This window comes from Streptomyces sp. NPDC111656 (assembly GCF_055656965.1).
The window spans coordinates 1,119,023-1,131,823 of record NZ_JBVKCA010000001.1 but is presented as its reverse complement, the minus strand read 5'-3'; the positions used below and the strand labels follow the sequence as shown (position 1 = coordinate 1,131,823).

The 12,801-nt window shown below is 70.9% G+C and carries 12 protein-coding genes; 6 read left to right on the top strand and 6 right to left on the bottom strand.

Annotation, left to right across the window (positions count from 1 at the left end):
- Positions 1-4: 4 nt before the first annotated feature.
- From ACZ7M3_RS05215 to ACZ7M3_RS05195, 5 genes are read right to left on the bottom strand one after another with little or no spacing between them, the layout of a single operon-like run.
- A complete protein-coding gene (locus ACZ7M3_RS05215) occupies positions 5-1,153 on the bottom strand; it encodes a thiolase family protein (RefSeq protein WP_472060865.1) in 1,149 nt (382 codons plus the stop codon).
- A complete protein-coding gene (locus tag ACZ7M3_RS05210) occupies positions 1,150-1,593 on the bottom strand; it encodes a Zn-ribbon domain-containing OB-fold protein (protein WP_472060863.1) in 444 nt (147 codons plus the stop codon). The genes ACZ7M3_RS05215 and ACZ7M3_RS05210 overlap by 4 nt, the downstream gene beginning before the upstream one ends.
- Position 1,594: 1 nt before the next feature.
- The gene (locus ACZ7M3_RS05205) at positions 1,595-2,506 is read right to left on the bottom strand and encodes an SDR family oxidoreductase (RefSeq protein ID WP_472060861.1); all 912 of its coding nucleotides are present in this window, start codon (positions 2,504-2,506) and stop codon (positions 1,595-1,597) included.
- A gap of 2 nt (positions 2,507-2,508) precedes the next feature.
- On the bottom strand, positions 2,509-3,240 hold the full coding sequence (locus tag ACZ7M3_RS05200; protein ID WP_472060859.1) for a hypothetical protein: 732 nt from the start codon (positions 3,238-3,240) through the stop codon (positions 2,509-2,511).
- Positions 3,240-4,562, bottom strand: a complete 1,323-nt coding sequence (locus ACZ7M3_RS05195) for a phenylacetate--CoA ligase family protein (RefSeq protein WP_472060857.1) — start codon at positions 4,560-4,562, stop codon at positions 3,240-3,242. The genes ACZ7M3_RS05200 and ACZ7M3_RS05195 overlap by 1 nt, the downstream gene beginning before the upstream one ends.
- Before the next feature lie 163 nt (positions 4,563-4,725).
- Between ACZ7M3_RS05195 and ACZ7M3_RS05190 the strand changes: the two genes are divergently transcribed.
- The 6 genes from ACZ7M3_RS05190 to ACZ7M3_RS05165 all read left to right on the top strand — a co-directional run bounded on the left by ACZ7M3_RS05190 (position 4,726) and on the right by ACZ7M3_RS05165 (position 11,634).
- Entirely contained in the window at positions 4,726-5,487 is a 762-nt protein-coding gene (locus ACZ7M3_RS05190) for an electron transfer flavoprotein subunit beta/FixA family protein (RefSeq protein WP_472061047.1), read from the top strand.
- A 34-nt stretch (positions 5,488-5,521) separates the two neighbouring features.
- Positions 5,522-6,487, top strand: a complete 966-nt coding sequence (locus ACZ7M3_RS05185; RefSeq protein ID WP_472060855.1) for an electron transfer flavoprotein subunit alpha/FixB family protein — start codon at positions 5,522-5,524, stop codon at positions 6,485-6,487.
- Positions 6,488-6,570: 83 nt separating this feature from the next.
- A complete protein-coding gene (locus tag ACZ7M3_RS05180) occupies positions 6,571-7,650 on the top strand; it encodes an amidohydrolase family protein (protein ID WP_472060853.1) in 1,080 nt (359 codons plus the stop codon).
- Positions 7,647-10,091: a bifunctional acetate--CoA ligase family protein/GNAT family N-acetyltransferase gene (locus ACZ7M3_RS05175; RefSeq protein ID WP_472061045.1), complete on the top strand. Its 2,445-nt coding sequence runs from the start codon at positions 7,647-7,649 to the stop codon at positions 10,089-10,091. The genes ACZ7M3_RS05180 and ACZ7M3_RS05175 overlap by 4 nt, the downstream gene beginning before the upstream one ends.
- On the top strand, positions 10,088-11,062 hold the full coding sequence (locus ACZ7M3_RS05170; RefSeq protein ID WP_472060851.1) for an LLM class flavin-dependent oxidoreductase: 975 nt from the start codon (positions 10,088-10,090) through the stop codon (positions 11,060-11,062). The genes ACZ7M3_RS05175 and ACZ7M3_RS05170 overlap by 4 nt, the downstream gene beginning before the upstream one ends.
- Before the next feature lie 17 nt (positions 11,063-11,079).
- Positions 11,080-11,634 carry a PaaI family thioesterase gene (locus ACZ7M3_RS05165; protein ID WP_472060849.1) on the top strand — a complete coding sequence of 185 codons (555 nt, stop codon included), beginning with the start codon at positions 11,080-11,082 and terminating at the stop codon, positions 11,632-11,634.
- Here ACZ7M3_RS05165 and ACZ7M3_RS05160 read toward each other — a convergent pair.
- Positions 11,628-12,779 (bottom strand): acyl-CoA dehydrogenase family protein, encoded by a 1,152-nt coding sequence (locus ACZ7M3_RS05160; protein WP_472060847.1) that lies wholly within the window; start codon positions 12,777-12,779, stop codon positions 11,628-11,630. The genes ACZ7M3_RS05165 and ACZ7M3_RS05160 overlap by 7 nt on opposite strands.
- Between the last annotated feature and the right edge of the window lie 22 nt (positions 12,780-12,801).

The following is a 12,801-nucleotide window of genomic DNA, read 5'->3' as shown; positions in this document are numbered from 1 at the left end:
GCCCTCAGGTGCTCAGGATGGTGACCGCCGACACGCCCGGCGCGCCATACAGGTGGGTGTAGCCGACGCGTGCTGTGCCGGGGATCTGCCGCTCGCCCGCCGTGCCGCGCAGTTGGAGGACGATCTCGTGGATCTGGCGCAGTCCGGACGCGCCGATCGGTTCGCCGTTGCCGAGCAGCCCGCCGTCGGTGTTGACCGGGAGCCGGCCGCCGATCTCGGTGGCGCCCTCGGCGATGAGGCGTTCCTGCTCACCGTCCTTGCAGAGGCCGTTCTCCGCCATGTGGATGACCTCCGACCCCGCGTCGGTGTCCTGGAGTTGGGCGACGTCGACGTCCTCGGGGCCGATGCCCGCGCGTTCGTACGCCTCCCGCGAGGCGTCCACCGTCGGACTGCGCACGATCTCCCCCACCGGGAACGACGGGCTCTGCACCTCGAAGGCACCGAGCCGGCGGCTGCGCAGGGCGGTGGACCGGATCCGTACGGGCCTCCCGGTGTACTTGTGGGCCTGATCGGCCCGGCACAGCACGACGGCCGCGGCGCCCTCGTCCGGCCCGCAGTACATGTACTGGCGGAGCGGGTGGTTGAGGACCGGGGAGGCGAGGATCTCCTCCGGGGTGAGGGGGGTGCGGCGCCAGGCCTTCTCGTTTCCGGCCGCGTTGCGGAAGTTCTTCGCCGCCACCCGCGCCAGCGTCTCGTGCGAGATGCCGTGGTCGTGCATATAGCGGTTGATCTTCATGCCGAAGAAGTGGGTGGTGAGGAAGAGGCCGGTCTGTCCGTACCAGGAGGGGATTCCGGCGACGGACGGATCGGCGGCGAACGCTCCGCGCGGATGTTTGTCCAGGCCGATCGCGATGGCCAGGTCGTGTTCGCCGGTCTCGATGGCGCGGGCCGCCAGCGCCACCGCCGTACCGGCCGTGGCACATCCGTTGAACACCCCGCGCAGGGGTACACCGGTCAGGCCGAGCCGTGCCACGATGGCGTCTGGGTTGGCCACTTCGTAGCTGCCGATGTAACCGCCTTGGATCTGTGGCCAGTTCACGCCCGCGTCGGCGAGCGCCAGCCTTACCGCGTCCGCGCCCATGTCCAGTGCCGGCTTCCCCGGGAACCGGCCGAAGGGGTGAAGCCCCACGCCGATGATAACTGCCTCGGTCACGGTGTCTCCTCCTCGGCCGGGGCGAACGCGAACGTCATGACCTCGGTGCCGTCGTCCTGCACGGTGTAGGGCACGAGCGTCAGCCGCATGTGCTGCCCGATCCTGAGCTTCTCCGGGTCGGGTTCGGTGAGGCGGGCCTCGACCAGCAGCTCACCGGGGAGTTCGATGTATCCGACCGCGTATGGCTCGAAGGTCTCGGGGCCGTCGTACGGCGGGGACGGCGGCCGGAAGTTCTGGGTCGTGTACGTCCACAGCGTCCCGCGGTCAGCCAGCAACCGTGCCTTCGGCTCGTCGCTCGCGCACCGGACGCAGTCCGAGGCTGCCGGGAAGCTCACCAGACCGCACGCTGTGCACTCGGAGCCGATGAGCCGAAGGGGTTCGGAGACGGCCGGTGGCCAGGTGAACAGGCCCTCTGCGACGGGCTTCTGAGTGACCGTCATTTCAGCCCCCGTTCCGGTTGCCGAGTGCGTCGGCGTTGGGGGCCGCCTTGGCGACCAGGTTCGGGACGACCGAGGACAGTTCCTCCGGTGTCCACCGGGACTCCGCGTTCGCGCCGGGGCCGTTGACCCATCCCTCCAGGACCGTGATCCGGTTGCCGACGACGCCGAAGACCCGGCCGGTGACCTCGCGCGAGGCGGCCGAGCCCAGCCACACCACGAGCGGTGAGATGGCCTCGGGGGTGAGGTCCTGGGCCTCGGCGGCCCGCTTCATCATCTCGATGTCCTCGGTCAGCCGGGTCAGTGCCGTGGGCGCGATGGCGTTGACCGTCACGCCGTAGCGGGCGAGTTCGGCCGCGGCGATGACGGTGAGGCTCGCGATGCCGGCCTTGGCCGAGCCGTAGTTCGACTGGCCGGGGTTGCCGAAGATGCCGGACGGGGAGGTCGTGTTGATCACCCGGGCGTCGTTGTCGTGACCCGCCTTGGCACGCTCGCGCCAGTGGGCGGCGGCGTGGTGCAGGGTGGCGAAGCCGCCCTTGAGGTGGACGGCCATCACACTGTCCCAGTCCCGCTCGGTCATCGACACGATCATCCGGTCCCGCAGGATGCCGGCGTTGTTGACCAGCACGTCCAAGCCGCCGTAGGTGTCGACGGCCTGCCGGATCAGTCGGCCCGCGCCCTCCCAGGTGGAGATGTCGTCCGTGTTGGCCACGGCCTCGCCGCCGGCCGCGGCGATCTCGTCGACCACGGTCTGGGCGGGCCCGGCCGAGGCGCCCGCTCCGTCGCGCGAGCCGCCGAGATCATTGACCACGACCTTCGCACCGTGCGCGGCGAACGCCAGGGCGTGCGCCCGGCCGATCCCGTTACCGGCGCCGGTGACGACCACGACCCGGCCGTCGACCACTCGTTGTGACATCCTCAACTCCTTGACGACGTGCATTGGTTGGCCTCGGTGAGCAGGACCCGCGGGTCGTCGCTGCCGCAGGGGCACCGGCCGGTGATCACGTGGCCCGCGATGCCGAGCGGAGTCTCGCGAAGTGGTGAGGTGCGCCCCTCCCCCGCCGCCACGGACAGCTGCCCCTCCCGCACGCCGACCCGCCACTCGGCCGCGTTGACGTGTGCGCCGGCATACTCGGGGCACTCCAGCGCGAGGGCCGGCCCCACAGCCGAGATCAGGGCTGCGGACACCCCTGCTCCGCGCAGCACCGGTACGGCGGCCGGCCGGGCCAGCACGATGGCCGTCGACCGGAACATCCCACCGATGTCGACCGCTCCGGCCAGCCCCTCCAGGGTCTCCGCCGACAGGCCGATGACCGCGTGCGGGGCAAGCTCGCGGTGGAAGACGGCGGTCCGGCGGTGGTCCCAGCCCATCGCCTCGGCGATGCCGTACGTCACCTTCAGCGCGCGTAGGGCGCCGATCACCGTACGGCCCCAGAAGCCCTCGAAACCGGAGGTGGTCAACAGGGCCCGCTGCCCGGTGGCGAGGCCGTGTTCCCGCAGCCGTGCGGTGACCCAGTCGGTGTCGCGGGCGAGTTCGGCCCAGGTCAGTTCCATGTCCCGGACGCCGCCCGGGGTGGGGAAGCGTACGAGGTAGGCGAGTTCGGGCCGGTCGAGTGTCCGGGCCCGGGCCAGGGTCTCGGCGCGGGCCATCAACCCTTCACCACCCGGGGGAACTTGGCGACGCTGGTCATGGTCTTCAACAGGTCCTCCTCGGTGCGCATGTCGAGCACCGGTTTGACTCCGGTCCGCTCGCGCACGGCCTCGCCCAGGCGTCCGGCGAGGGCGTCGACGTCGTCGGTGAGACGGGGGTCGTAGCCGACGCGCAGCCGCAGTTCGTCGACCTCGCGCCGGTCCCGGACGATCTGGAAGACGCCCGCGACGGTCTCGGGCTGGTCCTCGACCGCCTGCCAGATGTCCCGCAGGACCACGGAACGCCCCTGGACCAAGGTCTCGTCGCCGCGCCTGCCGGCCACCCACATCCGGGCGTGCGTGCGTCCGCAGCCGCAGCGGTCCCGCGAGAGGCGGACGAGGTCCTCGCTGCGGTATCGGATCAGCGGCGCGGCCCGGTTGTCCAGGTCGGTGGCGACCAGTTCGCCGAGGTCACCCTCCGCCGCGTCGCGCCAGCCGTGGTCGTCGACCTCGACGCACTCCGCGAAGACGGTGTCCTCCCAGAGGTGGAAGCCGTCGTGCTCGCGGCACTCCCAGGCGGTGCCGGTGTCGGCGGCGCTGGTGTATTCGTAGACGTCGATGCCCCAGTCCTGCCGGATCCGCTCGCGCATCCTCCGGCTGAGGGGCTGCCCGGCGCAGGAGGCGCCCTTGAGGGAGGAGAAGGCCTCCTTGAGATCCGTCCGCTCGGCCAGGTGCTCCAGCTCCACCATTTGCGGATACATCATCTGCAGATAGGCCGGCCGGTAGGTGCGCAGGGCCTCGACGACCTCGTCCATCTTCCCGAGCCAGGTGTCCACCTCGATGACGACCGCACCGAGCGCCTGGTAGCCGGGGTCCATGAGGTTGCGGAAGGTGCCGGGCGGGCTCAGCACCCGGTCCCCTGGCCTGAGGCCCAGCTCCCACAGGTCGCGCACCTGCGCGGTGACCAGGGGCGGCGCGTCCTCCCAGATCTCGGCGAAGAACTCCGGGTCGCCGGTGGTGCCCGAGCTGGAGGAGACGGAGGTCAGCTCTTCGATCGGGACGCAGAGCAGACCGCCGAAGGGGTCGCCGGTGCGGGCCCGGTGGGCGCGCACCATGTCCTTGGTGATGAACGGAACGCGCGCCCGGAAGTCGTCCAGGCAACGGACGTCGCGCGGGTGCACCCCGTGTTCGTCCCAGAGCCCGCGATAGAAGGCGGAGTTGCCGTAGGCGTACTCGACGAGTTCCACCACCCGCTCTTCCTGCCGTGCCTGGAGCCGGTCGCGGGACATGGTCTCCACGTGTGGCTCGAAGTACCTGTCCCCGGTGTCCGTGTCACCGACCATGGCGCCTCCTCGCGGCTCAGCTGCCCAGATCTTCCAGCTATCAGCGCAATCAGTCAACCAATTCGACGGATTACCGGTGACCCCTCGCGCTCACCCGATCCATATAGTTAACTATTAGCACTCATTAGACCTTCGGGAGAACGATGTGAAGATCGTTGTCTGTGTGAAGCACGTGCCCGACGCCACGACGGACCGCACCTTCACCGAGGACGGCACCACCGACCGCGCGGCGGTCGACTCCCTGCTGTCCGAACTCGACGAGTACGCCGTCGAACAGGCCCTACGGATCGCGGAGTCGGGCACCGACGTCGAAATCTGCTACCTCACCGTCGGCCCCGAGGACGCGATGAACGCCCTGCGCAAGGCGCTCGCCATGGGCGGGGACTCCGCGCTGCACGTGGACGACGAGGACATCGAGGGCAGCGACGTGTTCGGCACCTCGCTCGTGCTGGCCAGGGCGATCGAACGGCACGGCTTCGATCTCGTGCTGTGCGGCATGGCCTCGACGGACGGCACCGCGGGAGTCGTACCGGCGCTGCTGGCCGAGCGGCTCGGCGTCCCGGCACTCACCCATCTCGAAGAACTGGCGGTCGAGGACGGCACGGTGACCGGTCGGCGCGAAGGCGACTCGGCGACCGTGCGGGTCCGGGGCGGCCTGCCGGCCGTCGTGTCGGTGACCGACCGTTCCGGCGACGCCCGCTACCCCTCCTTCAAGGGGATCATGGCGGCGAAGAAGAAGCCGCTGGAGACTCTGGGCCTCGCCGGCCTCGGGATCAGCGCCGGGCAGGTCGGCCGGGCCGGCGCACGGTCGGCCGTGGACATTGCCGCCAGGCGTCCGCCGCGCACCCGGGGGGAGATCGTCGCCGACGACGGGGCGGCCGGCGCGGGGCTGGCCGCCTTCCTCACCGCCCGGAAGTTCGCCTGACCGACCCCAGGACCGATCCAAGGAGCGCAGCACCGTGGCCGAGATCCTCGTACTCGTCGATCACACCGGCGGTACCGTCCGTAAGCCGACCCTCGAACTGCTCACCCTGGCACGCCGGTTGGGCGAGCCCTCCGCTGTCTTCCTCGGCACGGGAGCGGACGCCGCGTCCGAGGCCCTCGGCCGGTACGGCGCGCACAAGGTGTACGTCGTCGACGCCCCCGAGGTCGAGAAGTTCCTCGTCACTCCGGCCGTCGACGCCCTCACCCAGATCGCCAGGAGCGGCGCCCCGGCGGCGATCCTGCTGCCGTCGAGCCCGGACGGCAGGGAAACCGCCGCACAGGTGGCGCTCCGACTGGAGTCGGGGCTGATCACGGACGCTGTCGACATCACGGTGGGCGAGGACGGCGGCCCGGTCACCGAGCAGTCCGCGTTCGCGGCGACGTACCAGGTGACGGCCCACGTCACCCAAGGCATACCGGTGATCACGGTGAAGCCGAACGCCGCCGCCCCAAAACCGGCCCCCGTCACCCCCGAAGTGGAGAAGCGGGACGTCACCTTCGGCCCCGCCTCCGCCGCCGTCGAAGTCCTGTCCCGCACGCCCCGCGAGCGCGGCGACCGCCCCGAGCTGACCGAAGCCGACATTGTCGTCTCCGGTGGCCGCGGCGTGAACGGCGCCGAGAACTTCGCCGTGATCGAGCGTGTCGCCGACGCCCTGGGCGCGGCGGTCGGGGCGTCCCGTGCCGCCGTCGACGCGGGCTGGTACCCGCACAGCCACCAGGTCGGCCAGACCGGCACCCAGGTCTCCCCGCAGCTCTACCTCGCCGCCGGGATCTCCGGGGCGATCCAGCATCGCGCGGGCATGCAGACCTCCAAGACCATCGTCGCCGTCAACAAGGACGCGGACGCCCCCATCTTCGAACTCGCCGACTACGGCGTCGTAGGGGATCTCTTCCAGGTGCTCCCGCAGCTGGCGGAGGAGCTCGAGCGGCGCCGCGGCTGATCTCCGGTCTCCCGGCCTTCCGTCCGGCCGTCGATACCACTAAAATCGCTAACTGATTGCATCCATTGACCCGAAGGAGCGCCATGACGAAGATCTGGGTCAACTCCGGGGACTCCCATGTGATGGAACCCGACGACCTGTGGATCCGGGCGCTGCCGCCACGCCTGGCCGACCGGGCGCCGCGCAGTGAGCGCGGCGACAAGTACGAGGTGCTGTACATCGACGGCGAGCGCATAGACCGCCAGCTCAACGACTTCATGGACGCCATGCGGCCGCCGGGCGCCCGGGATCTCGACGTCCGGCTGAAGGACCTGGACCAGGAGGGCGTCTGGGGTCAACTGGCCTTCCCCTCCATGGGGTTCTGGCTGGTGTCGATCACCGACCGGGAACTCGCCCGGGAGACCGTGCGGGCCTGGAACGACTGGGCGCACTCCGACATCCTCGGCCGCAACCAGCGCGTCATCACACCCGCCTGCGTCTCCACGGCCGACGTCGACGACGCGGTCGCCGAGGTGGAGCGGGTGGCGGAGATGGGCTTCCAGTCGGTGTTCCTGCCTTGTCAGACGCGGCCCGGCGAGGAGTACGCGCTCGATCGCTGGGAGCCGCTGTGGACCGCGGCCGAGCGGGCCGGTCTGGTACTGGGCTTCCACATCGGCACGGGCGGCGAGAACGTCGTCTTCCGCGGGCCCGGCGGCGCTGTCGTCAACTACATGGAGACGACCTACCCGGGCATGCGTGTCGTGTCCCACATGGTCGCGGGCGGTGCCCTGGACCGTCACCCCGACCTGAAGATCCTGATCGCGGAGGGCGGCGCGGGATGGGTGCCGGCCATCGGCGACCGGATGGACGAGGCCTACCGTCAGCACGGCATGTTCGTCCGGCCGAAGCTCAGCCGACTGCCCAGCGAGATCATCAGGCAGCAGGTGTACGCGTCCTTCCAGCACGACAAGAGCTCGGTGGAAATCGTCGAGTCGACGGGCTACCGCAACGTCATGTGGGGCGACGACTACCCCCACCTGGAAGGAACGTACGGCCACACCCAGTCCACGCTGCGCGAGTTGTTCGACGGCGTGCCCGCGGACATCCGCGAGCGCGTCACCCGCGGCACCTTCGACGAACTGTTCCGCCTGCCCGAGCAGACTCCCCAGGAGGCGGCCGTCTGAGCAGCGCCGGCGGCGGGACACCCGCGACCTCTCCCCCGTACCCCGAGGACCTGGAACAGCCCGGACTGGTCAGGACGGGCCGGTCGACCTTCGTCCGGCCCGTCCGGCCGGAGGACGCCGACCGCCTGGTCGCGTTCGTCGGCGGGCTGTCCCGGGCGACCCTGGCCTATCGCTCGCTCGGCCCCGTGGTCCGCGCCCGCGACGACGTGATCCGCCGCGGCGCCCACGTGGACTACCTCAACGAACTGGCACTCGTCGCCCTGGCCGGCGACGAGATCGCGGGCCTGGTGCGCTATGTCCGTGATCCCGTGGAACCAGAGCACGCGGAGGTCACCTTCACCATCCGCGACGACCACCAGAGCGAGGGCTTCGGCAGGCTGCTTCTGGAGCAGATCGCCGGCGCCGCGCGGGCCCGGGGCATCCGGGTCCTGGAGGCCGATGTCCTCGCCGACAACTCCCGCATGATCAACGTGTTCCTCGGCTCGGGCTACCGCGTCGAGGCCGGACCACCCGGCCAGATCGTCCACTTCGAGATCGCGATCGATCCCCAGGCCCAGGCCGTCGCCCGCGCCGAACGCCGCGAGCACACGGCCGTACGGCGCTCCCTGCGACCGCTGCTCGAACCTCGCTCGGTCGCGGTGATCGGGGCGAACCGGAGCCCTCTCACGATCGGGCACGAGATCGTCGCCAACCTACTGCGGGGCGGTTTCCGCGGCCCCGTGTTCCCGGTCAATCCGCGGGCCGAGCGGATCGCCGGGGCTCGGGCGTACCCGGGCGTGCGGGAGCTGCCCGAGGTGCCGGATCTGGCGCTGATCGCCGTGCGGGCCGAGGCGGTGCCCGAGACCGTACGGGAGTGTGCCGAGGCCGGGGTCAAAGCGGTTGTCGTCGTCTCCACCGGCTTCGGGGAGACCGGGGCGGCCGGTCGGGAGACCGAGCTGGAACTGGCCCGCTTCGCCCGCGCCTCCGGGATGCGGCTGGTGGGCCCGAACTGCATGGGCGTGGTCAACACGACACCCGCGGCCCGGCTGGCCGCGACCTTCTCGCCTGCGCTGCCGACTCCGGGCCGGGTGGCGATGTCCAGCCAGTCCGGGCCGCTCGGCCTCGCGGTGCTCGACTTCGCCCGGCGGCTGCGGCTCGGCTTCTCCGGATTCGTGTCGGTGGGCCACGCCGTGGACGTCTCCACCAACGACCTGCTCCAGTGGTGGGAGGAGGATCCCGAGACCTCGGTGATCCTGCTGCACGTCGAGACCTTCGGCAATCCCCGCCGGTTCGCCCGTGTCGCGCGCCGGGTCGCACCACGCAAGCCGATCGTCGCGGTGCATCCGGGGCACGCGGATTCGGCGGTCGACTCGCTCTTCGCCCAGTCCGGCGTCATCCGTACCCGCAGCCTCCAGGAACTCTTCGACGTCGCGCTCCTGCTCGCGCATCAGCCGCCCCCGCCGGGCGACCGGGTCGCCGTGATCACCAACGCGGGCGGGCCCGCCGCGCTGACCGTCGGTGCGTGCGAGGCGAGCGGACTGCGGGTGCCCGAACTCGGTGAGCACCTACGGAACACCCTTCGTACGGCTCTCCCGCCCCGCGTGGACGTCGCCAACCCGATCGACCTCACGCCCATGGCCACCGCCGCGCAGTACCGGCAGGCACTGGACGCCGTGCTGGCCGACGACGGCATCGACGCCGCCGTGGTCCTCTTCATGCCCCCGCTGGCGGACAAGCCCGACGAAGTGGCGGCGGCGATCCTCGATGCGGCCGAGGCCGCGCCCGGGAAGCCGGTGGTGGCGAGTTTCCTGGGCGGCGCGGGCGTCGCCGATCTCCTGCACCGGGGCGAACTCGTCGTCCCGACCTACGCGTTCCCCGAGTCCGCGGCGGCCTCGCTCGGTCACGCGGCCGCATACCAGGCGTGGCGCGGCACCCCCGCGGGCGTCGTACCGGACCTGCCGGGGGTCGACGCGGAGCGGGCCCGCTCGCTGGTCTCCGGGTGCGCTCCCGGAGCCGTGCCGGCGCGGATCGCCGCCGAGTTGCTGGACTCTTACGGCATCTCCGTACGAGACACGGGCTCTCCGGGCCCGGACGCGTTCCTCTCCGTCCGTGCGGACCCGGTCTTCGGCCCGGTGATCGCGTTCGGACTCACCGGGGACTACGCCGATCTCATGTCCGACGTCGCCCACCGGGTCACCCCGCTCAGCGACCGTGACGCCCGGGAGATGGTCCGCTCGCTGCGGGCGGCCCCGCTGCTGGACGGCCGGGTGGGTGGCCGGGGCGTGGATCTGGCCGCTCTCGAGGAGACCGTCCTGCGGATCTCCGCGATGGTCGAGGACCTGCCCGAGATCGAGTCGATGGAGCTGCGGCCCGTACGACTGCTGCCGCCCGGGGACGGCATTGCCGTCGCCCACGTCACGATCCGACTCGCCGACGACACAAGGAGAGGTGGCCCCTCATGAAGGTCGGCATCTACTTCGACATGCGCAATCCCCCGCCCTGGAAGCAGAGTTGGTCACGCGTCTACGGATTCGCCCTGGAGATGTGCGAGGAGGCGGACCGGCTCGGGCTCGACTCGATCTGGTTCTCCGAACACCACGGCTTCGAGGACGGATACCTCCCGCAGCCGCTCACCATGGCCGCCGCGGCCGCGGCCCGCACGCGCCGGGTCCGGCTGGGCACCGCGGTCATCCCCGCACCCCTGCACGCGGCCCCCGAGATCGCCGAACAGGCCGCGATCGTCGACATCATCAGCGACGGCCGTCTGGATCTCGGGCTCGGTACCGGCTACCGCGTCCCCGAGTACCGGCTCTACGGCGCCGATCTCGCCAAGCGCTATTCCACGACGGACCAGCGGGTGCGGGAGATCCGCGGGCTGTGGTCCGAATCCCTGGTCACCCCCGGTCCGGTCCAGGACCCGCTGCCGATCTGGCTCGGCTACCAGGGCCCGCAGGGCGCACGGCGGGCCGGACGGCTGGGCACAGGACTGCTGTCGCTCAACCCTGCGCTGCTGACGCCCTACCGGGACGGGCTGGCAGAGGGCGGCCACGACGTGTCGGCGGCGCGAATGCAGGGCTCGTTCACCACGTTCGTCACCGAGGACCCCGACGGTGACTGGCCGCTGGTGCGCAAGCATCTGACGTACCAGTGGGACAGCTATCGCCGGTACATGGTCGAGGGCACCGACCAGCCCGCCCCGCGCCCCATCGATCCCGAGAAATGGCGGGAGACGGGGCTGCGGGCGACCGGCGTCGGTCAGTTCCTGTACGGCACCCCGCAGGACATCGCCGAGGCCGTCAGGGCGTACGTGGCGGGGTTGCCGGTCGAAGGGGTGTTCCTGTGGGCCTCGCTGGCCGGGATGCCCGAGGACATGGTGGCCCGCCAGGTCCAGCTCATCGCCGGGAAGCTGCGCCCGCTGCTTGCCGACGTCTGATCCGAGGAGATTGCCGTATGTCCACGAGAGCCGATTCCCTCCCCGGGGATGCGAGGGCCACGACGCCGACCAAAGACCGGGCGGACCCTGACTTCCAGGATCCGCCCCGCACTCCCGGCGGTGTGGCGCTGTGCGGCGCGTGCCGCGTCGCGGGTTCCTGTCGGCTGGGTGTGGCCGGCGAACGGCTCGACGAGGACGGCGTGGCGCTGTTCGAACTCGCCTGCCCTCGCGACCAGGAGGGCGGGCCCCATGTCGCGCACGGAGGTTGGACGGCGGCCGTACTGGACGACTGCCTCGGTCATCTCCCGCTGTTGAACCGGGTGTTGAGCGTCACGGCGGAACTGAGCGTGAGCTTCGTGAAGCCGGTGCCGGTGGAACGGCCGCTGGAGGTCCGGGCGTGGGTCGAGCGCCGGGAGGGCCGGCGCTGGTACATCGCGGGCGAGATGGTGCTGCTGCCCACTCGCGCTGTGCTGGCCCGGGCCTCCGGGATCTGGGTGACCCGCGACCAGGGCCACTTCGCACGGCACGAGGCGTGGCTGGCCGACCAGGAGGCCAAGGGCGTGGGTCAGTAGGACCGGAGCCCCATGCTGCGGGCGATCCCGTTGCGCTGGATCTGACTGGTACCCCCGGAGATTGTCGCCACGATCGACTCCCGGTAACGGAAGCTCATCACGCTCTCCGTCGAGAAACCGTGCCCGGCACAGACCTGCATCCCGAGCCGGGCCGCCGCCACGTACGTCTCCGACCCCTTGAGCTTGGCCATCGAGCCCTCCCGCGTGCACGGCTTGCCCTGGGCGAGCAGCCAGGCCGCCCGGTACGCGAGCAGCCGGGCGGAGTCGATCTCGGTCTGCAGGTCGGCCATGGCGTGGGCGAGGGCCTGGAAGTTCCCGATCGGACGGCCGAAGGCGTGCCGGGTACGGGAGTACTCCAGCATCTCGTCCAGCGTGGCCTGCGCGGCGCCCAGATACCCCCCGGTGATGATCACCTTCTCCAGTTCGATGTTGGAGAGCATGACCTTCCAGCCCTCGTCGCGCGGGCCTACCAGGTTCTCCTTCGGGACCAGGACGTCGTTGAAGAAGACCTCGTTGGTGCCGAGGATGTGCCGGGCCAGTGTCGGCGTCCGGCGCACCTCGACGCCGTCCGTCGCGGGGTCGACCAGCAGCAGACTGATGCCGCCGTGCTTGGGCTCGCGGGGCCCGGTACGCACGTAGGTCGCGATGGTCGTGTCGGGCAGACCGCCCCCGGTGCACCACGCCTTCTGGCCGCGGACGAGGAACTGGTCGCCGCGGTCCTCGGCGGTGGTGCGCAGGGCGGCGGCATCGGACCCGCTGTCCGGTTCACTGAGGCCGACGGCGAGGCGGTGGCGTCCCGTCATCACCTGCTCACGGATGAAGTCGCGCTGCGTCTCGCTGCCCCACCGGAACACGGTGATCCCCGGGATGAGCACGCCGATGTAGCACATGGCGACGTCGAAACTGGCCCGGCCCAACTCCTCGGCGATCAGTATGAGTTCGAACGGGCCACCGCCGTCACCGCCCTCCTCCTCGCTGAACGGGAGGGAGAACCACCCCAGATCGGCCATTCCGCGGAACAACTCGGGTGGCACGACACCCTGCTCGTCCCACTGCTTGGCCCTCTCGGCCGGGCACACGTCGGCCACGAACTGCCGTGCCGTCGCGCGCAACAGATCCTGCTCGTCGGTCAGCCCGAAGTCCACGGCCACTCCTCGACAGCGCTAG

Excerpts from the sequence above, each read along its gene's own strand:
- ACZ7M3_RS05210 (WP_472060863.1), bottom strand. The coding sequence starts at position 1,593 with ATGACGGTCACTCAGAAGCCCGTCGCAGAGGGCCTGTTCACCTGGCCA.
- ACZ7M3_RS05205 (WP_472060861.1), bottom strand. The coding sequence starts at position 2,506 with ATGTCACAACGAGTGGTCGACGGCCGGGTCGTGGTCGTCACCGGCGCC.
- ACZ7M3_RS05200 (WP_472060859.1), bottom strand. The coding sequence starts at position 3,240 with ATGGCCCGCGCCGAGACCCTGGCCCGGGCCCGGACACTCGACCGGCCC.
- ACZ7M3_RS05195 (WP_472060857.1), bottom strand. The coding sequence starts at position 4,562 with ATGGTCGGTGACACGGACACCGGGGACAGGTACTTCGAGCCACACGTG.
- ACZ7M3_RS05180 (WP_472060853.1), top strand. The coding sequence starts at position 6,571 with ATGACGAAGATCTGGGTCAACTCCGGGGACTCCCATGTGATGGAACCC.
- ACZ7M3_RS05170 (WP_472060851.1), top strand. The coding sequence starts at position 10,088 with ATGAAGGTCGGCATCTACTTCGACATGCGCAATCCCCCGCCCTGGAAG.
- ACZ7M3_RS05165 (WP_472060849.1), top strand. The coding sequence starts at position 11,080 with ATGTCCACGAGAGCCGATTCCCTCCCCGGGGATGCGAGGGCCACGACG.